Source organism: Paraburkholderia sp. D1E (assembly GCF_052682275.1).
The window spans coordinates 4,017,070-4,041,971 of sequence record NZ_JBQYMB010000001.1; the positions used below are offsets into that span (position 1 = coordinate 4,017,070).

Sequence of the window (24,902 nt, forward strand, 5' to 3'; positions counted from 1 at the left end):
ATTAAAGTTCTACTTATTTCTGTCTCAGCGATGGGCGCGCGCATCGAAGCGCCACTGAAAAAATCGCACCGCTTCCTGCAACGCAGGTGGATGGTCGGCCAACGCGGCGTGCGAGACACTGGGATAGCGGACCACCTGGGTCAGCACACCCGCATCGATCAGACTGCTCGCGTATTTCTCCGCTTCCACATGCAGCACATCGTTTTGAGCCGTCGCGATCAGCGTGGCCGGCAGGCCCGCGAGGCGTGACGATTCGAGCGGCGCGGCATACGGATGCATGCGTTGCGACGCTTGCGGCAGATATGCGCGATAACACGCAGCGCATTCCTTCGCGGTGATGTCCGAACTGAGGCGTTGCTCGTCGCCCAAACGCGTGAGGCTCGGATCGAGCATCGGTCCGAACAGCGCTTGCGCGGCAATGCGCACGTCGCCGCGGTCCCGCGCGATGAAAGCGAGGCAGTTGGCCAACTGCCCACCCGCATCGTGGCCCGCCACGCCGATCTTCCCGCTATTTCCGCCAAACGCACGTGCTCTTGTCTGCACCCACAGCGCCGCACGGTGTGCGTCTTCAGGCGCCGCCGGAAACGGAAACTGCGGCGCCAGCGAATAACCAACCGAGACGACGAGAGCTGGTAAGTGTTCTGCGAAATAACGCGCGGCGTACTCAGCCTGATCGATCGAGCCCTTCGTAAAACCACCGCCGTGAAAATAAAGCAGTACTGGCAGTGCGGTTTTTTGTGACTGCCGGTACAAACGCAACGTAATGTCCTGGGCGTGCCCTTCGATCTGCACGTCAGTAACGTCGAGTGCCGTGCTGTCTGCCTGTGCCGGGCCGCTGCCAGCGGGCACAAAGGAGTACGGCGGTTTAAATGCATCCATGTCGAGCCGCGCAATGCGCATAGAACTTCAATGGTGCGAATTGTGGGTTCAGCAGACTCGTAAATAAATGCCTATAATCCGGCAACACAATTCGGCGCACCTGAACAATCGAATGCGATTGCTCTCCCGGATTCGATCCCTGCTCAGTGCGCCCGCCCCTTTCGGAGGTTTGCAATGGACCGGCTTCAGGCCATGCAAGTGTTCACGCGCGTCGTCGACACCAACAGCTTTACTCGTGCGGCGGAAACGCTCGACCTGCCGCGCGCATCGGTTACCACCATCATTCAGAACCTCGAAGCGTTCCTCGGCACGCGGCTGATGCACCGGACCACGCGGCGTTTGTCGCTCACACCGGACGGCGCGGCGTATTACGAACGCTGCGTGCGCATCCTCGCGGACGTCGAAGAAACCGAGGCCAGCTTCCAGAGCGGCAACAAAAAACCGCACGGCAAGCTGCGCATCGACATGCCGGGATCGATCGGGCGCCTGCTGGTGATCCCTTCGCTGTGTGAATTCCACACGCGTTACCCGGACATCGACCTGCAACTCGGATTGACGGACCGGCCCGTCGATCTGTTGCAGGAAGGCGTGGATTGCGTGGTACGTGTGGGTGCGCTACAGGATTCGTCGCTGGTGGCGCGGCGCATCGGTTTGTTCGAGGGCGTGACCTGCGCGGCCCCCGACTACATTGAGCGAGCGGGCATGCCGACTTCGCTCGATGACCTCGAGAATCACAAAGCAGTCAATTATTTTTCGAGCCGCACGGGGCGCACGATCGATTGGGCCTTCATGGTTGATGGCAAAGAAATGGAAGTGAAGATGAAGGGCATTGTGTCGGTGAACGACGCCGATGCCTACGTAACTTGCGGACTGGAAGGCTTCGGCCTGATTCAGCCGGCGCTCTTCATGGTGTTGCCGCATCTGCGTTCGGGCCAACTGGTTGAAGTACTACCGGAGCTGAAGCCTTTGCCGATGCCGATTTCCGCAGTCTATCCGCACAGTCGGCATCTGTCGCCTAAAGTCCGTGTTTTCGTAGACTGGATCGCGGAGCTGTTCGACCGCTGCCCGCTGCTGAGCGGACGCGGCAGTCTGGACACGATGTGCACGAAGCGTACTTTCGAAGAACGCGAATCTGCTCCGACGCTCGATACGCCGGTAATAACGGAGTGGGTCGCCTGATTCGCCCGAGTTGAAGTACGTAATCTGGAACAGTGAATTCCAACCGCGGCTCTAATGCCGCGGTTGTCCCGCGGTTGTCCCGCAGTTGCCCTGTAGTGCCCTCTGGTTGTCGGGGAGACACGCGCGCTGCGATGATTGTTCTGGAATCGCGACAATTCATTTCGCGAAAGTGCGATTTATCCGAGTCGCCTCGAAGTCTACATTTCACCCTGTCGCAGCGCTCGTCGTGCTGCAAACGAATCGACAGGAGTGAATCATGAAACGCAATCTCTTAGCAGGTCTGGCTCTTTCGCTGCTTGCCAGCGCATCGGTTTTTGCTCAAAGCAATGGTGGTGGGATTGGCCATGCCGGCACATACGAAACGCAACCCACGCCGACCACAGGCGGTAAAACCCGTGCTGAGGTTAAGGCCGAACTGGTCGCGGCGTATCGTGACGGTTCCCTGCCTGCGCTGAATCGTACGTCGTATCCGAATAAAGGTCTGATTGGTCAGACGCAGGCTGCGCGTATTGCATTGCAGGAAGGCGCCAGTGGCGACGTGACACGCGTTGCTAATGGGCAGTAAGGCTGATGCACCGCGATGATTCGGTTTCCAAAATAAATAGTCATTGCGGTGGTGTTTGTGCACTCTTTATGAAGGAGCATGTGATGACGCCGTCTGAACTTGATCATTGGGATATGGATACGCCTGTGTGGACGCCTTATCGGGCGTCGTGACGATGGGGGTTGGTTTTTGCCGTGCGGCGCTTGTTTGTCTGTTTGCCTGCGGCGTTGGGTTTTTCTCGAGTTGTTTGCCTGCTCGGCGCGTTTTTTTGTGCGTTTTTGGTGTTGGCCTTTCCTTGATTTCTTAGTGGTTTATTAGCGTCGCCCCTGTGCGGGGCAGGCACCTACTTTTCTTTGCCTGCCGCAAAGAAAAGTAGGCAAAAGAAAGCGGCTCACACCGCTAGCTTATAAGCGGGTCTCTCGCACAGTTGCGGTAGTGGAGCATCTGGAATCTGCATTCCCGCACACTCCGCGTTCGTGACAAGGCAGTCATACTTCCGGCGGCGCTGCGCGCGCCGAAGCGCACGTTCTCAAAACCGATTGCGGTGTTTTTGCACTCGCGTTTCATCCGGCGTTTCGCCGAGGCGAAGCCGATGATTCCCTCTGTGCTTAAACGGAGCCCGAGGTTCCTCGTGCAACTTCGTCGTCGCCTGGCCGGAGCCGATCGCCCCCCCAAACGAAGCTCCAGGTTTTCCTGGCAGACTCATCCGCGACGCACGCAGTGCGGAGTGGGAGCGGATGAGCCCTTTGTCACTCACGCCGAATGTGCGAGAACACAGATTCCAGATGCTCCACTACCGCAACTGCGCGAGAGACCCGCTTATAAGCTAGCGGTGTGAGCCGCTTTCTCTTGCTTACTTCTCTTTGCGGCGGCGTAACTATTCAGCGGTTGTAAACTGGAACCAGGCCATGCATAGTGAAGGACATGACGAAGATGCCCGACATCAAGGATCTGACGCCTGAACAGAAGGACGCACTGATCGTCGATCTTGTGAGGCGTCTGAACGAGCTTGAGGCGAAGCTTGAGAAGGACAGTCATAACTCCAGCAAGCCACCATCAAGCGACGGCCCGAAGCGCAAACCGAAGTCGTTGCGCGGCGTAAGCGGTGCACGCCCGGGAGCGCAGCCCGGTCATAAAGGCAAGACGCTAAAACGCGTGGCGCAACCCGATCACATTGAGATTCACCCGGTGGCGCGGGTGTGCGATGCATGCGGGGCACGGCTTGATTCCACACGGATCACCGTGGTGACTGAAGGACGTCAGGTGATCGATTTGCCGCCCACGCGTTTTGAGGTGACCGAACATCGCGTGCAGATCGCACAGTGTCGCTGCGGCAAACGTCATTCGGGCGTGTTTCCCGAAGGCGTAAGCCGGCGGTGCAGTACGGTGCCCAGGTGCGCGCCGCGGCAGTCTATCTGACGCAGTACCAGCAACTGCCAGTGGGACGCACCGCTCAGGCGCTGACGGATCTGTTCGGTCTGCGTGTGAGTACCGGCACCGTGCAGCACAGCATTGATCAGGCAGCACATCTGCTGGCGCCCGCAGTTGAACAGATCAGCCAGGCACTGCATAAGCAGCCGGTCGTGCATTTCGATGAGAGCAGCATGCGCGTGGGACGTACGCCCCACTGGCTGCATACCGCGTCAACGCGCACGCTGAGCTGGTACGGTGCGCACCACAAGCGCGGTCGCGAGGCACTCGACAGTTTCGGCATTCTGCCTGGCTTCACGGGCATCGCGGTACATGACGGCTGGCGACCGTATGCCTACTATGACTGCGACCATGCGCTATGCAATGCCCACCATCTGCGCGAGTTGGTGTTTGTGCTGGAGTCCACCGGGCAGGCGTGGGCCCAGCAGATGATTGATCTGCTGTGTCAGGCCAAACGCGAGAGTGAGCTCAGTCTGGCCTGCGGCAACACGGCACTGAGTCGATCGCGCCAGCGCTATTACGCCAGGCGAAGTCGGGCGCTGATTGCTCTGGGAGACAGGCTTAATCCCCAGCAGGCGCGCGAGTCCAGGCGCAAGGAGCGGCGCGGCAAGATCAGGCAGAGCTTTGCCTACAATCTGCTGCGCCGCCTGCACACACAGACGCGCCAGGTATGGCGTTTTATTGCAGATCACCGTGTGCCGTTCGACAACAATCTGGCCGAGCGCGATATCCGCATGCCCAAACTCAAGCAGAAAATATCAGGGTGTTTCCGCTCTGTCTGCGGCATGGAGGCGTTCTGCACAATCCGCTCCTATCTCGCCACTTTGCGTAAGCAGAACCGCTCGCTGATCGATGCGCTGGCCTTGAGCTTTGCCGGTTTGGTCGTTTCGCCCCTGCCGGCCGCTGAATAGTTACGCGGCGGCAAAGAGAAGTAAGTGCCCGCCCCGCACAGGGGCGACGCTAATAGACCACTAACAAAACAAGGAAAGGCCAACACCGTAGGCAAACAAACGACAAATGCTGCGCAAACAAACAATCCAAGCAAAGCCCACCGCCGCAGGCACTCAACTCAACCCAAACAAGCGCCGAGCAGGCACAAAACCTCTACCTCTTCTGCACCCCCTCCCGCCACTCCCCCCAATGAGTCACAATATCCTGCACAAGCGGATTCCCGGCCCGAAACAAATTCTCAATAGCGATCGTAAAACCCCCTTGCGCAGCATAGTTAAGCAAATTATCCGCACTAGTCTGCCCATCGTAAGGCCGGTCAAAATCAGACCCTGCCCTCACCACAGCAACGCGATTCAAATCGACCTTATGCACCGAGGCCGCGCGCTTAAGCGCCTCATACGTCGCGTTATCCTCCTGCTGCGTAGTGCAATAAACCCCCTTGTTATCAGTCAAAATCCTGGTCCAATCGCGCGCCCGCTGACCAAGCAGTGTCCCTGACCACCAGGTATCGCCCGCAAGCGTATCGCACTGAATAACAGTCGGCGTCCGATTCGCAGGCGCGTACGAATACTTGGCCCGCGCAGCCTGCGCCTGAGCGTTGTCCGACAGCACAACGCTGCGCGACAAATCAAACGCCGTATCGGCAAGCTGGGTATTCAACTGGAACACCTCCGTCCGATAGTCAAGCGGCGGCTTGTCCGTCGGGCTCGTCGTATTGATCCCAAGGTACCCGGTATTCCAGCCAGGCGGAATCTCCCGCCCGTCAATCTCCCACTGAATCCCAAAGTCGACCAGATACTTCGCCCACGCGGCAGATCCGACCGTGCCCTGCTGCGGATCGATCCCCGCAATCCCCGCCACCATAAAGTACGTATGCCGCAAATCGAAGCGAGGCGAGAAGGTCAGCGCCATGATCGACGCGGCAGCGTTGCTATGCCCCATGCCAGTAGTCATGACACACACGTCCTGCTTGTTGCAATGAACCGTCGGGTAATCGGGAGATAGGCCGTCGACCTGAATTTCACGCCATGGCCCCAGCCGGTCGAGCCACACCTGCCCCTCCGGCGCGAACATCGAAATGATCATCACCTTGACCGGCCGGCCATGCGAGCCGCCGTCGCCTTGCGAGAAACCATCGTTGTCGTCCGCGCTGGCGGCGCCGGGCGTGAAGGCGGCGCAAGCCGCGAGTGCAATTGCGGAAATTGCACCAAGTGTGCGAGTCAGCATCGGGATCCTTCCTTTTTGCTTGTGATGCAGATTGGGAGAGGGACTGCTTTCAAGCCGAAAGAAGTATAGATGCGAAGGAATTTTTTTCCACTACGTGTTACTGCATTTCATACGCCACGTCTGAACCCCGCTGGCTCCCGCGTCTGGCCAGCCCGTCGGCCCCTCAGCACGTCAACGCGTCCCTTCCTATAATGGAGGACCGTCAGCACGCACCGCGTTTGTACCGTTCAATACAGGAGCACCACAATGGATTATGTGAAGCTAGGCCGCACCGGCCTCGATGTATCGCGTCTTTGTCTCGGTTGCATGAGCTACGGCGTGCCCGCTCGCGGCACCCACCCCTGGTCGCTTGATGATGAAGCGGCGCGTCCCTTTATCAAGCAGGCGCTCGACCACGGCATCAATTTCTTCGATACCGCCAACGTTTATTCAGACGGCACCAGCGAGGAAATCGTCGGCCGGGCGCTGAAGGACTTTGCGAAGCGCGACGAGATTGTGCTGGCTACCAAGGTGAATAGCCGCATGCATCCGGGCCCGAACGGTGAAGGCCTGTCACGCAAGGCGATCATGGCGGAAATCGACAACAGCCTGCGGCGTCTCGGTACCGACTACGTCGACCTCTATCAGATCCACCGCTGGGACTACGGCACGCCGATCGAAGAAACCATGGAGGCGCTGCACGACGTCGTGAAGGCAGGCAAGGCACGCTATATCGGCGCATCGTCGATGTATGTATGGCAGTTCGCCAAGGCGTTGCATGTGGCTGAACGCAACGGCTGGACGCGCTTCGTAACGATGCAGAACTATGTCAACCTGCTGTACCGCGAAGAAGAACGCGAGATGCTGCCGCTGTGCGAAAGCGAAGGCATCGGCGTCATTCCGTGGAGCCCGCTGGCACGTGGACGACTGACGCGCGACTGGAACACCGAGAGCGCGCGCTCCGAGACCGACGAATTCGGCCGCACGCTGTACGCGCATACCGAAGACGCGGATCGCCGGATCGTGGAGCGAGTGAGTCAGATCGCCAAGGAACGCGGCGTACCGCGTGCGCAAGTCGCGCTAGCCTGGGTGTTGCAGAAGAAGCCGATCACCGCGCCTATTGTCGGCGCGACCAAACTGCATCACCTCGACGATGCGGTTGCGGCGCTGTCGTTGAACCTGAGCGCGGACGAAATCCGTCAACTGGAAGAACTGTATGTGCCGCATGCGGTGACCGGGTTCAAATAAGCGGAAAATGCACCGCTCAGCAGACACATGAGGGGGCACCTGAGCGGCTACCCACCCGGAATCCCACCCGGAATCCCACCCGGAATCCGCCAGTCCCGGACAGACCGGACGCGCCCCGCCAGGCAGCGCGAAAGCGCATCAGATCCGCGGCACGTCCGGTTCAAAAAACACCCAGCGCACTTGCGGAAATGTCGCCTGCAAGTCCGCTTCGATCACGTTGATCGCATCGACCATCGCGCGGCCGCTCGCATAGTCGATCATTTCCGCCTGCACCGCCACCACCACGTGACGGCCCCATTGCAGCGTAATCATGTTGATGATGCTGCGAATCTCTGACCTGGCGCGCAGATGCGCCTCGATCGCGCGGCGCACTTCCGGGCCCGCCGATTCGCCGACGATCATCGACTTCACTTCACGCGCCACCAGCCACGCAATCACCATCAGCAACACACCCACACCGATGGAGCCCAATGCGTCGTAGACGGGATTGCCGGTCACCATCGTCAGCAGCACGGCGACGAAGGCAATCGCAAGACCCGCTAACGCAGCAATGTCCTCGCCGGCCACCACCAGCAATTCGGACTCGCGCGTTTCGCGAAACCAGCGCCACATGCTTTTGTCGGGATGCGTCTTGCGGATTTCCTTAACCGCGCCCCACAAAGAAAGGGCTTCGAGCACCACCGAAACGCCGAGTACGACGAGCGCTACATAGGCATACTGTAAAGGCTCACGTGCAAACAGTCGATGCACGCCCTCGTACACCGAAAACGCCCCACCGACAAAGAACAGCAGTAACGCCACCAGCAGTGAATAAAAATTGATTTCACGGCCGCTACCCATGGGATGCAACGGGCTCGCGGGTTTGCGCGCTTCACGCAAACCGAATAGCAGCAGCAACTGGTTACCGCAGTCGGCGGTCGAGTGAATGGCTTCGGCGAACATCGAGCCGGAACCCGTGAAGGTGGCAGCAGCGAACTTGCAGATAGCAATGCCGAGGTTGGCGGCGAGCGCATAGAAAATGGCTTTCGGCGATTCTTCTTTCATCGTCGTGGAGAGGGTCCGTGGGTTTGCAGAGCGGTTTCGGTTGGCAATTGTTCGTATTATGGACATGCCAGACGGCATGCGTCCAACCCCGGTGCGGTTTTGCACCGTGTTCCATGACGTCTGCAGTCCATCCGCCCTCTCTCACGGTCCGTTGTGCTAAGCCCTTTCGAGCGCGGCCATCTCCCGCACGATCACCAGCAGCATCGACAGGCTCGCGCCGCCCGTGGCCCGCAGATCGGCAAGCAGGCGCGCATAGCGCTCCAGTTGCGCGGTGCGTTTGTCACGCCACGTCTGAACCAGTGCATCCGGCGTCGACGCATCGTCCGCGCCGGTCAGCGCACTCGTGGTCAACGCGCGTTTCAGGCGTGCAAGCTCGGCGAGCGCCGTAGCGCGCGCCAGCATGTCCCAGTGCGTGGGCGCTGGCAGTGCGGCCGCGCGTTCGCTGATCCAGCTGTAGTTCAGCAGCGTACCGAGCGCGAAGTAGACACCCGCCACGAGTTCGAGACTGCGCCCGCAGGTCGACGTCACCTCGGCGATGTCGAGCAAAGCCGCCGATATCTCGCCGCTGGCGATTCGCACCGCCAGTTCGCTATCGACACCCGCGTCCGCGAGCGCGCGTTGCCGCTCGGACAACGCCTCGAGATCCGCGCTCGGCAGCAGCGCAGGCCATTGCGGCGCGAGGCGTTGCGCCGCGTCGCGACAGCGTGCAAGCAAGCCGGCGACGTCACCGTCGCTGACCGCTCCCGACTGCAACTGCCGCAGAAACCACAGCGCCGAGCGTTCGACAAGCCGCGCCACTTCGACGAACATGCGCGCCTGCACATCGTCGGCGACACGGTTATCGAGCGCGTCGATACTGCGCCATACGTCGTCCAGATCGAACACGTCGCGCGCCATAATGCAGGCTCGCACGATGACGCCAGGCTGTGCATCGGTCTCCTCCATCAGGCGATGCACGAACTCGCAGCCCACGCGATTCACCAACGCATTGGTCAGATGGGTTGCAAGAATTTCGCGCCGCAGCGGATGCCGTTGCATCGGTTCGCTGAAGCGTTGTCGCAATGGCTTCGGAAAGTATTCGATCAGCATGTCGCTGACGAGCGGATCTTCCGGCATCGACGATTCGAGCAGAGCGTCGTACAACCACATCTTGCTATAGGCAAGCAGCACCGCGCGCTCGGGCGTGGTCAGCCCTTGTTTTGCGGCCTGGCGTTCGGCGATTTCTTCATCGGTTGGCAAGAACTCGATCACGCGATTGAGCCGGCCCGCGCGTTCGAGGTAACGCATTAACCGCGCTTCGGCATCGAGCAACTCGACGCCAAAGCGTCCTGCGATCGAAAGCGCCTGGGTCTGATAGTAGTTGTCCTGCAAGACGAGCAAACCGACTTCATCGGTCATTTCCGCAAGCAGAGCATTGCGTTGTTTTTCGGTCATTTCGCCGTCGGAGACGACGAGGCCCAGCAGAATCTTGATGTTGACCTCGTGGTCCGAACAGTCGACACCCGCGGAGTTGTCGATCGCATCAGTATTGATGCGGCCGCCGCGCTGCGCGAATTCGATGCGTCCGAATTGCGTGAGCCCGAGATTGCCGCCTTCCGCGACGACCTTGCACTGCAGATCGGCGCCGTTGACGCGAATCGCATCGTTGGCGCGATCGCCGACCTGCAGATGCGTTTCCCGGCTCGCCTTCACGTAAGTGCCAATGCCGCCGTTGTAGAGCAGATCAACAGGCGCCAGCAGAATCGCGCGCATCAATTCAGCGGGCGCGAGCGCCGGCGCGCTGATACCGAGCACCGACTGCACCGCCGCAGACAAGGGAATTGTCTTGGCCGTGCGCGGAAACACGCCGCCGCCCGCAGAGATCAACGACGGATCGTAATCCGCCCAACTCGAGCGATCGAGCATGAAAAGGCGCCCACGCTCGGCAAGGCTTACCGCAGGATCCGGATTCGGATCGAGAAAGATATGCCGATGATCGAACGCGGCGACCAGCCTGATATGCGGCGACAGCAGCATGCCGTTGCCAAATACATCGCCCGACATGTCGCCGACGCCGGCCACGGTGAAGTCGGTCGTTTGGGTATCGACGCCCATTTCGCGGAAGTGCCGCTTGACCGACTCCCACGCGCCGCGCGCCGTGATCGCCATTTTCTTGTGGTCATAACCGACCGAACCGCCCGACGCAAAGGCGTCATCGAGCCAGAAACCGTATTCCTGCGAGATTGCGTTCGCGTAGTCGGAGAAGGTGGCCGTGCCCTTGTCGGCGGCGACGACCAGATAGGGATCGTCGGGATCATGCCGCACCACATCCGGCGGCGGCACCACCGCCGTGCCCGCGAGGTTGTCGGTCAGGTCGAGCAGGCCGCGCAGGAACGTCTGATAACAAGCGATGCCTTCACGCATCCACGCGTCGCGTTCGGTCTGCGGCGGCGGATTCTTCACGACGAAGCCGCCTTTGGAGCCGACCGGCACGATCACCACGTTCTTCACCATCTGCGCCTTCATCAAGCCGAGCACTTCCGTGCGGAAGTCCTCACGCCGGTCCGACCAGCGCAGCCCGCCGCGCGCGACACGGCCGCCGCGCAAATGCACGCCTTCCACACGCGGCGAGTACACCCAGATCTCGAACATCGGCTTCGGTTCAGGCAAACCGGGCACTTGCGCAGGATTGAATTTGAACGACAGATACGGCTTCGGATGACAGTCCGCGTCGAAGCGATAGTAGTTCGTGCGCTGGGTGGCCTTGATAACGCCGAGGAATTGCCGGAGTATCCGGTCCTCGTCGAGATTCGGCACCTGATCGAGCGCGCTGTCGATCGACTTCAACAAGCCGTCGACACGTGCCTCGCGCGTCACGCCCTGCGCCGGGTCGAAGCGCGCAATGAACAACTCCACGAGCATGCGGGCAATCGCCGGATTGCCGGTGACCGCGCGTTCGATATAGGCGTCGCTGAAGGTCGATCCCACTTGCCTCAGGTACTTGGCATAAGCACGCAGAATCGTCACCTCGCGCGCATTCAGTTGCGCACGCAACACAAGGCGGTTGAAATCGTCGCTTTCGATTCCGCCGGTCCACACCTGTTCGAACGCGTCTTCGAAAAGATCCTTCACACGTTCGATATCGAACTCGGCGTCGTCCGCGAGTTCGAGGCCGAAATCGTGAATCCACGCAGGCGTGGCGCCGAGCGCTTCGATCAGATAGGGCCGCTCTTCGTCCACACGCACGCCCAGATGTTCGAGCATCGGCAAGCTGCGCGACAACGCAATGGGTAGTCCCGCGCGATAAACCTTGAAGCGAAACGCACGCGGTCCTGCTTCGATCGGGCGGTACAGGTTCATTGCGAGCCGCTCGCTGCCCTGCACGCGCTCGATCAGCTCGATATCGCGCACCGCGGTACGGGCCGGATAATCGTCGCGATAGCCAGGGGGAAACGAATCCGCATAGTGTTGCAGAAGACGGTTGCCCTGTTCCTCGCCGAATGCGTCGAGTAATGCGTCGGCGAGATCGTCCTGCCAGCGGCGCGTGACCTGGACGAGCCGCGCTTCGAGTTCGCGCGTATCGACATTGGGCATACCACCCGGCTTTGCATGCACGACGAAGTGAATACGTGCGAGGGTCGACTCCGACAACAGCGGCGTGAATTCGACACTTTCCCCATTGAATGCATCGGCCAGCAGGTTGGCAATGCGCTGCCGCATATCGGTGTTGTACTTGTCGCGCGGTACGAACACGAGACACGAGACGAAACGGTCGAAACGGTCGCGCCGCACGAACAGACGCGTGCGCTGGTGCTCCTGCAAACGCAGCACACCCAGCGCGATATCGTAGAGCTGGTCTTCGTCCGCCTGAAAGAGTTCGTCGCGCGGATAGGTTTCGAGCACAGTTACCAGCGATTTGGCCAGGTGACCCTTCGGCAGGAAGCCGGCGCGCCGCACAATGTTCGCGCATTTGCGCCGCACGATCGGAATTTCCGAGGCCGAAACCAGGTACGCGGTAGACGTATACAGGCCGATAAAACGCCGCTCGCCGGTCACCTTGCCGTCCGCGCCGGTCAGCTTGATGCCGACGTAATCCAGATAGCCCGGCCGATGCACCGTTGCGCGCGAGTTGGCCTTGGTCAGGAAAATGGGCGATGAGCCGGAGATGATATCGGCGGCCGCCGGTGGCAACGGCGTGACGTCGGCCGCGCCTGCGGGACGCAGTGCGTCACGCAGAATGCCAAGGCCGGAGCCAGGTACCGCTCGCAGGCCAAAGCCAGTGTCGTGCTGCACCAGTTCATAATCGCGCTGGCCGAGAAATGTGAAATGATCGGCCACCATCCATTCGAGGAAGGCTCGGGCCTCGACACCTTCTGGTCCCGCCTCGCCGGCCTTCATGCCTTTCACCGTAACGCGCGCCAGCTCGACGATCTTCGGCCAGTCTTCCACTGCGGCGCGCACGTCGCTCAACACCTTGGCGATCTCGTCACGCAATGCGTCGAGCTTCGCTGCGTCGCCGCAACGGTCGACTTCGAAGTGAATGAACGAGGCAAGCTGCGAGCGCGTATCGGCTGCGTCTTCAGCGCCCTGGCCCACCCGCACGATACTGCCGTCCGGCCCGCGCCAGATGCGAAACACCGGATGCACGACCGAATGCAGCGCGAGCCCGAGACGGTTGACCGCCATCGACACCGAATCGACCAGAAACGGCATGTCGTCGTTGACGATCTCGATCACCGTGTGATCGGAATGCCAGCCATGCTGTTCGAGTATCGGGTTGTAGACGCGCAGCCGTTCGCTACCTGGCACGAAGCGTTGCGCGGTTTGCCAATGCGCGAGCGCCGCGCCGTAAAGATCGGCAATCGCGCGGCTTTGCAGGTCGTCGGCATCGACGAAATCGTAGTAGTGCTGCAGGAAAGGTTCGACGACTTTGAAGGTCGGCTCGGGCAAGCGCCCACGCGCAAATTCGAAGACATCGTTCAGCAGGTGCGTGACGGCTTCTTCATTCTTCGCTTGCATGATCAACTCCCCCGGCGGGCGGCAATAGCGAGTATCGCTTGATTCGCATGCATCGTATGAACGGGGATTATGCACCTGCTGGCCAGAAAAACGATGTGCGAGCTCTTAGGTTATACCCGCTGGCGGTTGAGGTGCTGCTGTCTGCGTTGTGGTCTGCGTTGTGGTCTGCGCTGTTGCCTGCGCTCTTGCCTGGCTAGAGCCCGGCTTTCGGCTCTTCGCCTTCCTGCATCAGCCACGCGCGAACCTGTTCGCTGGTCCATGCCGGCTCGTCGTGCGGCAAGTCATGACCGGCCCATTGATGCTCGCGATGGGTTGCGCCCCACGCCGCCGCGAGCTTCGCCGAACACGCCGGATTAACCAGCGTGTCGGCGCGTGAAGAAAGAATCAGCAACGGGCAACCCGGTTTTGCCACAGCCGCGCTAAAGCGTGCGGCGGCCCAAAGCTGCCGTAACGCATTGCCCCGGCTCACCGGCGCGGTCCGGCGAATTTCGCTCCATGCATCGAGATCGGCACCCAGCGTTTCGACGTTATTGCACGTCAGCCGATGAATGCCGCTTTCCGCGCGCGGCGCGTCGCGCCAGTGTGCTGCGACGCCCAGAAGGCCCGGCCATGCGGATGGCCGCAAGCGCTCGTGCATGCGGCTGAACGGTCTCATGCTGGTATTGATCAGCACGAGCCGCTCGATCTCGCCGGGATGCCGTTGCGCCCAGTCAGTTGCCACCATGCCGCCAAGCGACATTGCCAGCACGCGATAAGGGCCTGTTGCTCCAGTTTGCAGCGCAGCAATCCGCACGAAGCCCACCATATCTTCCACCGCAGCCGGCGCGCGCAGGTTCGCAAACTCGCCGTTGCCGGGCAGATCGAGCAACAACACGCAATCCGTGCCGATCGCCTCGCGCAACAAGCCAGGCAAACGCCCCCAATGGCGAGTTTCGCGCGTCAGCCCACGCAACAGAATCCACGTGCTCATGACACTTCCGCTTTGTACCAAAGGTCGATCGCGCTTTGCAACAGTTGCTCACGACGATGACCTTGCGGCAGCCAGCGTTGCGACGAGAACGCCGCGCGCGCGAGGAAATCGAGCAGATTCGCATGACGCCGCAACACGCGCGCGGTGCGATGTGCCTTCACCGGGTTGAACATACCTTGACGCGAAAACAGTTGGCGCGGATTCTTCTTGATCCACAGCCACGAACCGAGTTCGAGCGTCATCGGCAGGAAGACGTTCGGTGCAGGTGTGCGGTCGTACGCGAAGTCCCACAGATCGCCGTGCAATAGATACTGGTGGCTCTGCGGCTCGAACGCGTAGCCATGATGCGGATGCGCACGCTCGAACATGGTTTTCAGCACGTACATTTCCGGCAGATGCGGCATCAGCTTGCGCGTGCGCGCATAAGGAAACCAGATGCTGTCCCGCCAGCCATAACCCGAGTGGCAATCGAGCGCGATGCTCAAGGGTCGCGCGGCCATTTCGGTTTCTACCACCCGCAGGAGCGCCGCCGCCTCCGGCTCCATCGGCTCGCCTTGCCGGCCGCGATACCAGGGCAGCCATGCGCCCACCCGCTGGCCGCCGGCGAGCAGCGGCACGCGTTCGTCGGCATTCTGCGGCGCGTTGCGCATCAGATCGACACCGTTTGGATTGGCGCGCGTGGCGGCCCACATCCCGCCCGGATTGACGATCGGCATAAAGATCAGACGAATCGACTGCAATTGCCGCACCAGCAGTTCGTCCCATTCCAGCCGGGCGAGCAGCGCGCGCATGTAGTCGAGCACGAGCTGCGAGCCAATCCGTTCGAGCCCGTGAATGCCGCCAAAGAAGCCGATTGCCGGCGCGAGCGGGTCGGTCGAACCGATGCTCGCGGTGTGCACGGCGAACTGCCGCCCTCGCACCGTCGTCTCGCAGACCGTGCGGATCTCGAAGCTTGCGCTGCCCTGATCGAGGATCGTCTTGAGATCTTCGTACTCCGCAAAACTGTCGGGAAGAAAGCTCAAAGGCTGCATGACGACGTCGAAGGGAACTGCAAGGTTATTGGGGACGGCACGCCGGATGAAGCAATATAGCCTGGCTGCGCGCGATCATGCGCTGCCAGCCCCACCCCACGCAAATCGTGTCATACAGATGTCATTTTTTATTCGAACGAATGACTTCTACCTGTCTTTCTGGCGACGCAAAAAAGTCACATGAAGATATAGTCGTCTAGACGTTGCGATGCCTTCACTCAACCGTCACAGACGCTTCCTAGAATGAGCCCCACACAAGCCGGCAATGGCCGGATGCATCAAGGGGTACTTATGGAAGAGATTCGGGAAGCAATTCGTATCGAACGGTTGAGCAAGACGTTCAGCAATGGCCGCAAGGCGCTGGACGAAATCGATCTGCGCGTCGAACCGGGCGAAATGGTTGCATTGATCGGCGCCTCGGGTTCGGGCAAGTCGACGCTGCTGCGGCATATCGCGGGCTTCACGGCCTCGGATGCTCAGCCGTCGCAGATCGCGATTCTCGGCCGGCCGATCCAGCAGAACGGCCGCATCGTGCGAGAAGTGCGCAGCATTCGCCGCGATATCGGTTTCGTATTCCAGCAATTCAATCTGGTGAACCGGCTTTCCGTGGAGAGCAACGTGCTGATCGGCGCACTCGCGCGGCTGCCTTTGTGGCGCCGTCTCACCGGCAGATTTCCGGTTGCTGAGCGCGCCTTGTCGATGGCCGCGCTCAATGAAGTCGGCATCGGCGACCATGCGCGCGAACGCGCCGCCAATCTCTCCGGCGGCCAACAGCAACGCGCGGCATTGGCGCGAGCGCTGGTGCAACGCGCGCGCATCGTGCTTGCTGACGAACCGATCGCCTCGCTCGACCCGGAATCTTCGCGCCGTGTCATGGAAATGCTGCGCACGCTCAACGTCGAGCATCAACTGACGGTGCTGGTGTCGCTGCATCAGGTCGATATCGCGATGCAGTATTGCCCGCGCACCGTCGCGCTGCGTCGTGGCAAGGTGGTCTATGACGGCGCCTCCGCCGCGCTGAGCCCTGCCCTGCTCAAGAAGCTCTACGGCGACGATGTCCGCGAACTGCTCGACGAAACCAGTGCTGATAGCGCGGCCGATCATACGGACAACAACGCTAACGGTGTCGACACCGGCGCACCGGCGCAAGACGCCGCGCCCACCTCGACACGTTATGCGTTCGCCCTCAATCCGGCGCACTCGAACTGAGCGCGCTCACTCATTCTGTTCACTCAACCGGACCTCAAAAGAGATGAAATTCCTGCGTTCACTGATCACGCTGACCGTCGGCGCGGCCGCTTTCGCCTGCGTCGCTTCCGCACAAGCCGAGGACATCAACCTCGGCATCATCTCGACCGATTCGTCCTCCGTGCTGAAACAGCGCTGGGAACCACTGATCGCGGACATGAACAAGCAAACCGGCCTGAACGTCAAAGCGTTCTTCGCGACCGACTACTCCGGCATCATCGAAGGAATGCGCTTTAACAAGGTACAGATTGGCTATTTCGGCAATGCGTCGGCGATGGAAGCGGTGGACCGGTCGCAAGGCGAAGTGTTCGCGAAGGTCCTGTATGCAAACGGCGATGCCGGTTACAGATCGGTGCTGATCACCAATGTGAACAGCCGCTTCAAGACGCTCGACGACGTCTTTAAAAACACCAGGGACGTCACGGTCGGCTTCGGCGATCCGAACTCCACCTCGGGCACGCTGATCCCCGGCTATTATCTGTTCGCCAAGCACAACACGCCGGTCAACACGTCGTTCAAAGCGGTGCTGCCGTCGAGTCACGAAGCGAATCTGCTCGCCGTGGTGAACAACAAGATCGACATCGCGACCAACAACACCGAGATGCTCGACACACTGAAACAGCAGCATCCGGACAAGTTCGCGCAAGTACGCGTGCTGTGGACCTCGCCGTTGATTCCGTCGGATCCGCTCGTGTGGCGCAAGGATCTGCCGCAAGCCACCAAGGACAAGATCCGCAACTTTTTCCTGAACTACGGAAAAACCGATCCGCATGAAAAAGCGGTGATGGCGGCGATTACGGGCTACGCCGGCTTCGCGGCATCGTCGGATGCTCAATTGCTGCCGATCCGCCAGGTCGCATTGTTCCAGCAGAAGCAGAAGATCGAAAGCGACACGCATCTTTCCGACGACGACCGCAAGACCCAGCTGGCCGCGCTCGATGCGAAGCTGAGCGCACTCAACACCGCCGTAGCCAAGCAATGAACACGATTGATCTGATCACGTCGCCAACGCGTGCGAGCGAAGCGCTCGCCGCGCAGACGGCACGTGCAGCTCCCGCCGCGGGCAAGCGCAGCTGGCTGTCGCTCGTCGGCTGGATCGCGGTGCTTGCCATGTTGGGTGGCGCATGGCACGGCGCCGATATGCGTCCGCTTGACCTGCTCTCCGACTCCGGCAACATGGGCCAGTTCGCCAAGGATTTCTTCCCGCCGGACTTCACCGAATGGCGCAGCTATTTGCACGAGATGGCTGTGACGCTGTCGGTGGCAGTGTGGGGCACGGCCCTCTCGCTGGTGTGCGCGGTGCCGTGTGGACTGATGTCCGCGCACAACATGGCGCCGATGTGGATCGTTCAACCGATGCGCCGCATGATGGACGCGTGCCGCGCAATCAATGAAATGGTCTTCGCGATGCTGTTCATCGTCGCGGTGGGACTCGGTCCGTTCGCCGGCGTACTGGCGTTGTGGGTGCACACCACCGGCGTGCTCGCCAAGCTCTTCGCCGAAGCGGTCGAAGCCATCGATCCGCGTCCGGCCGAAGGCGTACGCGCCACCGGCGCGACCAGTCTCGACGAAATCATCTACGGCGTGCTGCCCCAAGTGCTGCCTTTGTGGATCTCGTACGCGTTATATCGCTTCGAATCGAACGTGCGATCGGCGATGGTGGTCGGCATGGTAGGTGCGGGCGGAATTGGCGTGGTGCTGTACGAGGCGATCCGCTCGTTCAATTACGCGCAGACGGCCGCGGTGATGATCATGGTGATCGTGGTCGTGACGGTGATCGATCTGGCGTCCGCGTGGCTGCGCGAACGCGTGACGTAACGTAACGTGATGTGATGTGATGTGATGTGACGCAATTTGATCGCTTCGCGATTCCTGCATGCCGAAGGGTTGGCGAGACGTGCTTCGTCAACCCTCATCCGGGTTGCTTCGATATTGCGTGCCTGCTGCGAGCCTACTGGGTACCTGCTGCGTGCCAGCGCGGCAGTATAGCGGCACGCAGGCGCCGCGCCGAAGTTGAGCAGCGGGAACTCGCCGCCACAAAATGCCGGCTTCCGCCACATAAAGCCCCTTCACTTTAGTCGTCCACCCCTCCATTCCGGCATTCTGCTGGAATAATCACGTGCTTACGGCCGGCCCCCGGCCGTCTCTCATCTCTCCCTGGTCTTCATGGACACCTTTGTCGTCTTGCTCGTGCTGCTCTCCGCGCTGCTGCACGCCACCTGGAACGCGTTTCTGCATTTATCCGAAGACCGTGTGTGGCTGCTCGGCATGATGGCGATTCCGTATATCGCCGTCAGCGCCGTCGGCGTGATCGTGCTGCCTTTGCCTGACCCGGCCGCATGGCCTTACATCTTTGCATCAGTGGTGCTCGAATTCGGCTACCTGCTGGCGCTGATTCGCGCGTACAAAAGCGGTGACTTCGGCCAGATCTATCCGATCGCGCGCGGTCTTTCGCCGATGCTCGTATTCGTCGGCGCGCTGGTATTCGCGCACGAAACGCTCAAGCCGCTGGCGGCGATCGGTGTGGCGCTGGTATCGCTCGGCATCGTCTCGCTGGCGTTCCGCCGCGACATGCGTTTTTCCGGCGAAAGCGTACCGTTTGCGCTGCTGACGGGCTTCTTCATCGCAACGTATTCGGTTGTCGACGGAATCGGCGCGCGCGTGGCGGGCAATGGCCTGAGCTACATCATGTGGGTCTATCTGATCTGGAATATCCCGCAGTTTCTGCTCGCCTGGCATTGGCGCGGTGGCGCCAAGGGGCTGTTTATCGGCCGCACGGTGGTGCTCAAGGGCATGGCCTCCGGCGCGCTCGCGCTCACCGCGTATTGCCTGATTATCGAGGCCTACCGCTATATGCCGATCGCGATGGTTTCTGCGTTGCGCGAGCTGAGTTCGATCTTCGCGGTGCTGATCGGCTGGCTGTTCATGCAGGAGAAGCTGACGACACGGCGTATCCTGGCGTGCGCATTGGTTACGCTGGGGGCCGTGTTGATCCGGATTTGAAGCGCATGGACACCCGTTGAAGACACGTTGACGCTATCAAGCAACCACGGCCGCCCTTACGCAAACTGCACGAGCGTCGCGTCGATCGCATCAGCCAACGTATTGAATGCCGGCGCGATCTCTTCGTCCGGCACGCATGCATAGCCGATCAGCAACCCCGATGGCGCCAGCGACGGTTGCGCGTAATACCCCGACAACGGCCGCACGACAATATTGCGCTCCAGCGCCGCAGCCGCCACCGCGCGGTCGTCGCTACCCTCGGGCAACTGCATCACGAGATGCAAACCGGCGTCGCCGCCCACAGCCGGCAGCGCGTCGCCATAACGATGCGCGGCGGCATCCAGCAGAGTCTGGCGACGCTGTCCGTAAAGCGTGCGCATCTTGCGGATATGCGAGGTGAAATGCCCTTCCGCGATGAACTCCGCGAGCATCGCCTGCTGCAATAACTGCCCTTCCCGATACAACTCCGCGCTCGCGGTCGCAAAGCTCTCCGCCAGCGCTTCGGGCACGACCAGGTAGCCGATCCGCAACCCCGGAAACAGCGTCTTGCCGAAGCTGCCCACGTAAATCACCTGCCCCGACGTATCCAGGCCTTGCAGCGATGCCAGCGGCCGGCTGCCGTAGCGGTATTCGCTGTCGTAGTCGTCCTCGATGATCCAGCACTGGTTCTGCCGCGCGTACTCCAGCAACATGCGGCGCCGCGCGAGGCTCATCACCATGCCAAGCGGATATTGGTGCGACGGCGTGACGAGCATCAGCTTAGGCGGGTGCGCAAGATCGTCGGCGGATGGATTGATACCTTCTTCGTCGACGGCAATCGGCCGCGATTGCAGGCCGGACACGTGCAGCACGCTGCGCACGCCCCAGTAGCAGGGGTCCTCGGTCCAGATCAGATCGCCCGGATCGGACAGCAGACGCACGGCCAGGTCGACGGACTGGTGGATCCCGGTCGTGATGATGATCTGCTCGGGCGTACATCGCACCGAGCGCGACGTACGCAGATAGTCGGCTAGCGTGTGCCGCAATGAGGCCAGGCCGCCACCCGGCGCATAGGTCAGTAAGTCCGGGCGCAGCCGGCGCCAATACTTGTTGTGCAGGCGGCTCCACACGCGCGCCGGAAACTTCGTGACATCCGGCACGCCGGGCATAAACGCGCCCCATTGCCGCTTCGACACGCCCGCACCCGCGATCAACCGCGCGCCACGCGTCGACAACGCGCGGTTGCCCTGCAACGGCGGCGGCAGTGACTCGAGCGGCGCAGCCAGCGCCTCGGCGTCGGGCACGCCGACGATCTCGTCCGGCGCGCTGTCGGCAACAAACGTGCCGCGGCCGGTTGCCGAGTTCACATAGCCTTCGAGCACCAACTGCTCGTACACCTGCGTGACGGTATTGCGCCCAATGCCCAATTCCTGCGCCAGCAAACGCGACGACGGCACCTTACTGCCCGCCGGCAATTCGCGCGACAGGATCGCCTGCTGCAACAGCCGGTGCAGCTGACGATAGATCGGCTGGCCGTTGCCACGGTCAAGGCGCTGCGCCAGCCAGTCGGACAAAACGCTTGCGCGCATGAATGGCTCCTACATTTTTATTGAAATGGCTCTGAAATTAAGAGCCAAATCTCATTATAGTCGCTACATGTGCTGCGCTAAGCGCGCGGGATCTGCAAAATCGAGGAGCAACGGAGATAACCATGAAGAATGCCGAACTGAAGAGCCGCAAAGACGCCGCCACGCCGCGCGGTGTCGGGGTGATGTGCGATTTCTACGCCGAGCGCGCTGAAAACGCCGAGTTGTGGGACGTCGAGGGCCGCCGTTTCATCGATTTCGCTGCGGGTATTGCCGTGTGCAACACGGGCCACCGTCACCCGAAGATTCTGGCCGCGATCCGCGACCAGCTCGATCATTTCACGCACACCGCGTATCAGATCGTGCCGTATGCGTCGTATGTCGAGCTGGCTGAAAAGATCAACGCGCGTGCGCCGGGCGACTATCCGAAGAAGACGGCCTTCTTCACGACGGGCGCCGAAGCCGTTGAAAACGCGATCAAGATTGCGCGTGCCGCGACCGGCCGTCCGGGTGTGATCGCATTCACCGGCGGGTTCCATGGCCGCACGATGATGGGCATGGCGCTGACCGGCAAGGTTGCGCCGTACAAGATCGGCTTTGGTCCGTTCCCGGCGGACGTATTCCATGCCCCGTTCCCGAATCCGCTGCATGGCGTGACGACGGCCGATTCGCTGAAGGCGATCGAGTTCCTGTTCAAGGCCGACATCGATCCGAAGCGCGTCGCCGCGATTATTTTCGAACCGGTTCAGGGCGAAGGCGGGTTCTATCCCGCACCGGCCGAGTTCGTGCGCGCCTTGCGCAAGCTGTGCAATGAGCATGGCATTTTGCTGATTGCCGATGAAGTGCAGACTGGTTTTGCCCGTACCGGGAAGCTGTTTGCGATGCATCACTATGACGTGGTGCCTGATCTGATGACGATGGCCAAGAGCCTGGCGGGCGGCATGCCGTTGTCGGGGGTGGTCGGGCGTGCAGATCTGATGGACGCTGCCGCGCCTGGCGGTCTGGGTGGCACTTATGCGGGTAACCCGTTGGCGGTTGCTTCCGCACATGCTGTGCTCGATATCATCGATGAAGAGAAGCTCTGCGAGCGGGCGACTGTTTTGGGTGATCGTGTTAAGGCAAAGCTGATCGCGCTTCAGAGCGAAGTTCCGCAGATAGCCGATGTGCGCGGGCCGGGCGGGATGGTGGCTGTTGAGTTCTGCAAGGCGGGTGGGACGGAGCCGGATGCCGACTTTACCAAGCGGGTGCAGGCTCGGGCGCTTGAGCGCGGGCTGCTGCTACTGGTTTGTGGTGTTTATTCGAACGTTGTTCGTTTCCTTTTCCCGCTTACGATTCAAGACGCCGTCTTTGATGAGGCGATGGGGATTTTGGAAGCTGTGCTTAAGGAAAGTGTTGCTGTAGCTGTTTGACGGTTTTTTTGGGCCTGCGCGGCGCTTGGTTGTTTGCCTGTGGCGTTGGCCTTTCCTTGTTTTCTTAGTGGACTATTGGCGTCGCCTCTGTGCGGGGCGGGCACCTACTTTTCTTTGCCTGCTGCAAAGAAAAGTAGGCAAAAGAAAGCAGCTTAAACCGCTAACGCTTAAGTGGGTCCCCTGGCTTGGAGGGGGTAGCGGTGCATCTGGAATCCGTGTTCTCGCACATTCGGCGTGAGTGACAAGGGAGTCATCAGCTCCCACTCCGCACTGCGTGCGTCGCGGAAGGGTCCGCCAGGGAAACCCGGGCTTCGGGCACCGTGGGGGCGATCGGCTTCGCCTCGGCGAGGCGCTGCAATGTGGCGGTGGTTCGGACATGGCGATGGTTTGGTGAAGTTCCCTTCGGCGCGCGCAGCGCCGCCGGAAGTATGACGCCCTTGTCACTCACGCCGAATGTGCGAGAACACAGATTCCAGATGTGCCACTACCGCGTAGCTGTGCGGGGGACCCGCTTATAAGCTGGCGGTGTGAGCCGCTTTCTTTGCTTATCTTTCTTTGCGGCGGCAAAGAAAGTAAGTGCCGCCCCGCACAGGGGCGACGCTAATAGACCAATAAGAATTCAAGGAAAGGCCAACGCCACAGGCACACAACAACAAGCGCCGCGCAGGCAAAAAACCCTAAATCCAAAACCCCAGGAGCAAAAACCAAAATGCCGACGCTAGTCCTAAAAGACCCTACTCTTCTAAAAACAAAATCCTACATAGCAGGCGAATGGCAATCCGCCGACGACGGCGCAACCTTCGAAGTAAAAAACCCCGCCACAGGCGAAACAATCGCCACCGTGCCCCGCATGGGCACAACCGAAACGCGTCGAGCCATCGACACAGCCAATGCAGCATGGCCAGCATGGCGAGCCACCACCGCCAAACACCGCGCCACGATCCTGCGCAAATGGCATGACCTCATGCTGGAAAATGCCGACGATCTGGCCAAAATCCTGACCACCGAACAAGGCAAGCCCCTCGCCGAAGCCAAAGGCGAAATCCTGTATGCCGCCTCGTTCCTGGAATGGTTCGCAGAAGAAGGCAAACGCGTCAACGGCGACACCATCCCCACGCCGGCAAGCGACAAACGCATTGTCGTGACGAAAGAACCGATCGGTGTCTGCGCGGCCATCACGCCCTGGAATTTCCCGGCGGCCATGATCACGCGTAAGGTCGGTCCCGCCCTCGCCGCCGGCTGCCCGATCATCGTCAAACCGGCCGAAGCCACGCCGCTGTCGGCACTCGCCCTCGCCGTGCTGGCCGAACGCGCCGGCGTGCCGCGCGGCGTGTTCAACGTCGTCACCGGCGAGCCGAAAGCCATCGGCGCAGAAATGACCGGCAATCCGATCGTGCGTAAATTGTCCTTCACGGGCTCAACGCCGGTCGGCCGTCTGCTCATGGCGCAATGCGCGCCGACGGTCAAAAAGGTATCGCTCGAACTCGGCGGCAACGCACCGTTCATCGTCTTCGAAGACGCGGATCTGGACGCGGCTGTCGCGGGCGCCATCGCGTCGAAATATCGCAATAGCGGCCAGACCTGCGTCTGCACGAATCGCTTTTATGTGCACGATAAAGTCTACGACGCATTCGCAGAAAAACTGCGCGTTGCCGTCGAACAACTCAAGGTAGGCCGCGGCACCGAAGACGGCGTCACGCAAGGTCCGCTGATCAACGAAGCCGCTGTGCTCAAGGTCGAATCGCATATCGAAGACGCTCTCGCCAAAGGTGCACGCATCGTCACCGGTGGCAAGCGCCATGCGCTCGGTCACGGCTTCTTCGAGCCGACCGTGCTCGCGGATGTCACCCCCGCCATGAAGGTCGCACGCGACGAAACCTTCGGCCCGCTCGCGCCGCTGTTCCGTTTCTCGTCAGATGAAGAAGTAATCCGCCTTGCCAACGACACGGAATTCGGTCTCGCGTCATATTTCTATAGCCGCGATATCGGCCGCGTCTGGCGTGTCGCCGAAGCGCTCGAATATGGCATGGTCGGCATCAACACCGGGTTGATCTCCAACGAAGTCGCGCCATTCGGCGGCGTCAAGCAATCCGGTCTCGGCCGCGAGGGTTCGCATTACGGCATCGACGACTACGTTGTCATCAAGTACATGTGTGTCGGCGGAATCTAAAGCAAAAAAAGCCACGTCGGCATGCC

At 60.8% G+C, this 24,902-nt stretch carries 18 protein-coding genes; 11 read left to right on the forward strand and 7 right to left on the reverse strand.

The window, feature by feature from the left end; all coding sequences use genetic code 11:
- Positions 1 to 24: 24 nt before the first annotated feature.
- Entirely contained in the window at positions 25 to 879 is an 855-nt protein-coding gene (locus ACUN0E_RS18015) for an alpha/beta hydrolase (protein ID WP_445567486.1), read from the reverse strand.
- A 174-nt stretch (positions 880 to 1,053) separates the two neighbouring features.
- Here ACUN0E_RS18015 and ACUN0E_RS18020 point away from each other — a divergent pair, with 174 nt between their 5' ends.
- The 4 genes from ACUN0E_RS18020 (at position 1,054) to tnpC (ending at position 4,944) form a co-directional block, all read left to right on the forward strand.
- Positions 1,054 to 2,058 (forward strand): LysR family transcriptional regulator, encoded by a 1,005-nt coding sequence (locus tag ACUN0E_RS18020; protein ID WP_445567487.1) that lies wholly within the window; start codon positions 1,054 to 1,056, stop codon positions 2,056 to 2,058.
- 256 nt (positions 2,059 to 2,314) lie between these two features.
- The gene (locus ACUN0E_RS18025; protein ID WP_445567488.1) at positions 2,315 to 2,623 is read left to right on the forward strand and encodes a DUF4148 domain-containing protein; all 309 of its coding nucleotides are present in this window, start codon (positions 2,315 to 2,317) and stop codon (positions 2,621 to 2,623) included.
- A gap of 903 nt (positions 2,624 to 3,526) precedes the next feature.
- Positions 3,527 to 4,021 carry a DUF6444 domain-containing protein gene (locus tag ACUN0E_RS18030; RefSeq protein WP_445567489.1) on the forward strand — a complete coding sequence of 165 codons (495 nt, stop codon included), beginning with the start codon at positions 3,527 to 3,529 and terminating at the stop codon, positions 4,019 to 4,021.
- Positions 3,979 to 4,944 carry an IS66 family transposase gene (gene tnpC, locus ACUN0E_RS18035; RefSeq protein WP_445567490.1) on the forward strand — a complete coding sequence of 322 codons (966 nt, stop codon included), beginning with the start codon at positions 3,979 to 3,981 and terminating at the stop codon, positions 4,942 to 4,944. The genes ACUN0E_RS18030 and tnpC overlap by 43 nt, the downstream gene beginning before the upstream one ends.
- 193 nt (positions 4,945 to 5,137) lie before the next feature.
- On the opposite strand, the gene ACUN0E_RS18040 is transcribed toward tnpC, so the two are convergent.
- Positions 5,138 to 6,211 carry a purine-nucleoside phosphorylase gene (locus ACUN0E_RS18040; RefSeq protein ID WP_445567491.1) on the reverse strand — a complete coding sequence of 358 codons (1,074 nt, stop codon included), beginning with the start codon at positions 6,209 to 6,211 and terminating at the stop codon, positions 5,138 to 5,140.
- 246 nt (positions 6,212 to 6,457) lie between these two features.
- Here ACUN0E_RS18040 and ACUN0E_RS18045 point away from each other — a divergent pair, with 246 nt between their 5' ends.
- A complete protein-coding gene (locus ACUN0E_RS18045) occupies positions 6,458 to 7,438 on the forward strand; it encodes an aldo/keto reductase (RefSeq protein WP_445567492.1) in 981 nt (326 codons plus the stop codon).
- A 138-nt stretch (positions 7,439 to 7,576) separates the two neighbouring features.
- Here the strand turns inward: ACUN0E_RS18045 and ACUN0E_RS18050 are convergent, their stop codons facing one another.
- The 4 genes from ACUN0E_RS18050 to ACUN0E_RS18065 form a co-directional block, all read right to left on the reverse strand.
- Entirely contained in the window at positions 7,577 to 8,482 is a 906-nt protein-coding gene (locus ACUN0E_RS18050) for a cation diffusion facilitator family transporter (RefSeq protein WP_445567493.1), read from the reverse strand.
- 156 nt (positions 8,483 to 8,638) lie between these two features.
- Positions 8,639 to 13,480 carry an NAD-glutamate dehydrogenase gene (locus ACUN0E_RS18055; RefSeq protein ID WP_445567494.1) on the reverse strand — a complete coding sequence of 1,614 codons (4,842 nt, stop codon included), beginning with the start codon at positions 13,478 to 13,480 and terminating at the stop codon, positions 8,639 to 8,641.
- A 193-nt stretch (positions 13,481 to 13,673) separates the two neighbouring features.
- Positions 13,674 to 14,450 (reverse strand): alpha/beta fold hydrolase, encoded by a 777-nt coding sequence (locus ACUN0E_RS18060; protein WP_445567495.1) that lies wholly within the window; start codon positions 14,448 to 14,450, stop codon positions 13,674 to 13,676.
- A complete protein-coding gene (locus ACUN0E_RS18065) occupies positions 14,447 to 15,481 on the reverse strand; it encodes a M14 family zinc carboxypeptidase (protein WP_445567496.1) in 1,035 nt (344 codons plus the stop codon). Before ACUN0E_RS18065 ends, ACUN0E_RS18060 begins: the two co-directional genes overlap by 4 nt.
- 291 nt (positions 15,482 to 15,772) lie before the next feature.
- Between ACUN0E_RS18065 and phnC the strand changes: the two genes are divergently transcribed.
- The 4 genes from phnC to ACUN0E_RS18085 all read left to right on the forward strand — a co-directional run bounded on the left by phnC (position 15,773) and on the right by ACUN0E_RS18085 (position 19,732).
- Entirely contained in the window at positions 15,773 to 16,690 is a 918-nt protein-coding gene (gene phnC, locus ACUN0E_RS18070) for a phosphonate ABC transporter ATP-binding protein (RefSeq protein WP_408335129.1), read from the forward strand.
- Positions 16,691 to 16,733: 43 nt separating this feature from the next.
- The gene (gene phnD / locus ACUN0E_RS18075; protein ID WP_445567497.1) at positions 16,734 to 17,711 is read left to right on the forward strand and encodes a phosphonate ABC transporter substrate-binding protein; all 978 of its coding nucleotides are present in this window, start codon (positions 16,734 to 16,736) and stop codon (positions 17,709 to 17,711) included.
- Positions 17,712 to 17,839: 128 nt separating this feature from the next.
- Positions 17,840 to 18,547, forward strand: coding sequence for a phosphonate ABC transporter, permease protein PhnE (phnE, locus tag ACUN0E_RS18080; protein WP_445570468.1), 708 nt, complete (start codon positions 17,840 to 17,842; stop codon positions 18,545 to 18,547).
- 348 nt (positions 18,548 to 18,895) lie between these two features.
- Entirely contained in the window at positions 18,896 to 19,732 is an 837-nt protein-coding gene (locus tag ACUN0E_RS18085; protein ID WP_445567498.1) for an EamA family transporter, read from the forward strand.
- 56 nt (positions 19,733 to 19,788) lie between these two features.
- On the opposite strand, the gene pdxR is transcribed toward ACUN0E_RS18085, so the two are convergent.
- A complete protein-coding gene (pdxR, locus tag ACUN0E_RS18090; protein ID WP_445567499.1) occupies positions 19,789 to 21,300 on the reverse strand; it encodes a MocR-like pyridoxine biosynthesis transcription factor PdxR in 1,512 nt (503 codons plus the stop codon).
- A 122-nt stretch (positions 21,301 to 21,422) separates the two neighbouring features.
- On the opposite strand from pdxR, the gene ACUN0E_RS18095 reads away from it, so the two are divergent.
- Positions 21,423 to 22,706 carry a 4-aminobutyrate--2-oxoglutarate transaminase gene (locus ACUN0E_RS18095; protein ID WP_408229495.1) on the forward strand — a complete coding sequence of 428 codons (1,284 nt, stop codon included), beginning with the start codon at positions 21,423 to 21,425 and terminating at the stop codon, positions 22,704 to 22,706.
- A gap of 709 nt (positions 22,707 to 23,415) precedes the next feature.
- Positions 23,416 to 24,876 carry an NADP-dependent succinate-semialdehyde dehydrogenase gene (gene gabD, locus ACUN0E_RS18100; protein ID WP_445567500.1) on the forward strand — a complete coding sequence of 487 codons (1,461 nt, stop codon included), beginning with the start codon at positions 23,416 to 23,418 and terminating at the stop codon, positions 24,874 to 24,876.
- The last annotated feature ends 26 nt before the right edge of the window (positions 24,877 to 24,902 follow it).

Coding starts and splice junctions, on each gene's coding strand:
- ACUN0E_RS18015 (WP_445567486.1), bottom strand. CDS start 879: ATGGATGCATTTAAACCGCCGTACTCCTTTGTGCCCGCTGGCAGCGGC.
- ACUN0E_RS18020 (WP_445567487.1), top strand. CDS start 1,054: ATGGACCGGCTTCAGGCCATGCAAGTGTTCACGCGCGTCGTCGACACC.
- ACUN0E_RS18025 (WP_445567488.1), top strand. CDS start 2,315: ATGAAACGCAATCTCTTAGCAGGTCTGGCTCTTTCGCTGCTTGCCAGC.
- ACUN0E_RS18030 (WP_445567489.1), top strand. CDS start 3,527: ATGACGAAGATGCCCGACATCAAGGATCTGACGCCTGAACAGAAGGAC.
- ACUN0E_RS18040 (WP_445567491.1), bottom strand. CDS start 6,211: ATGCTGACTCGCACACTTGGTGCAATTTCCGCAATTGCACTCGCGGCT.
- ACUN0E_RS18045 (WP_445567492.1), top strand. CDS start 6,458: ATGGATTATGTGAAGCTAGGCCGCACCGGCCTCGATGTATCGCGTCTT.
- ACUN0E_RS18050 (WP_445567493.1), bottom strand. CDS start 8,482: ATGAAAGAAGAATCGCCGAAAGCCATTTTCTATGCGCTCGCCGCCAAC.
- ACUN0E_RS18055 (WP_445567494.1), bottom strand. CDS start 13,480: ATGCAAGCGAAGAATGAAGAAGCCGTCACGCACCTGCTGAACGATGTC.
- ACUN0E_RS18060 (WP_445567495.1), bottom strand. CDS start 14,450: ATGAGCACGTGGATTCTGTTGCGTGGGCTGACGCGCGAAACTCGCCAT.
- ACUN0E_RS18065 (WP_445567496.1), bottom strand. CDS start 15,481: ATGCAGCCTTTGAGCTTTCTTCCCGACAGTTTTGCGGAGTACGAAGAT.
- phnC (WP_408335129.1), top strand. CDS start 15,773: ATGGAAGAGATTCGGGAAGCAATTCGTATCGAACGGTTGAGCAAGACG.
- phnD (WP_445567497.1), top strand. CDS start 16,734: ATGAAATTCCTGCGTTCACTGATCACGCTGACCGTCGGCGCGGCCGCT.
- phnE (WP_445570468.1), top strand. CDS start 17,840: ATGTTGGGTGGCGCATGGCACGGCGCCGATATGCGTCCGCTTGACCTG.
- ACUN0E_RS18085 (WP_445567498.1), top strand. CDS start 18,896: ATGGACACCTTTGTCGTCTTGCTCGTGCTGCTCTCCGCGCTGCTGCAC.
- pdxR (WP_445567499.1), bottom strand. CDS start 21,300: ATGCGCGCAAGCGTTTTGTCCGACTGGCTGGCGCAGCGCCTTGACCGT.
- ACUN0E_RS18095 (WP_408229495.1), top strand. CDS start 21,423: ATGAAGAATGCCGAACTGAAGAGCCGCAAAGACGCCGCCACGCCGCGC.
- gabD (WP_445567500.1), top strand. CDS start 23,416: ATGCCGACGCTAGTCCTAAAAGACCCTACTCTTCTAAAAACAAAATCC.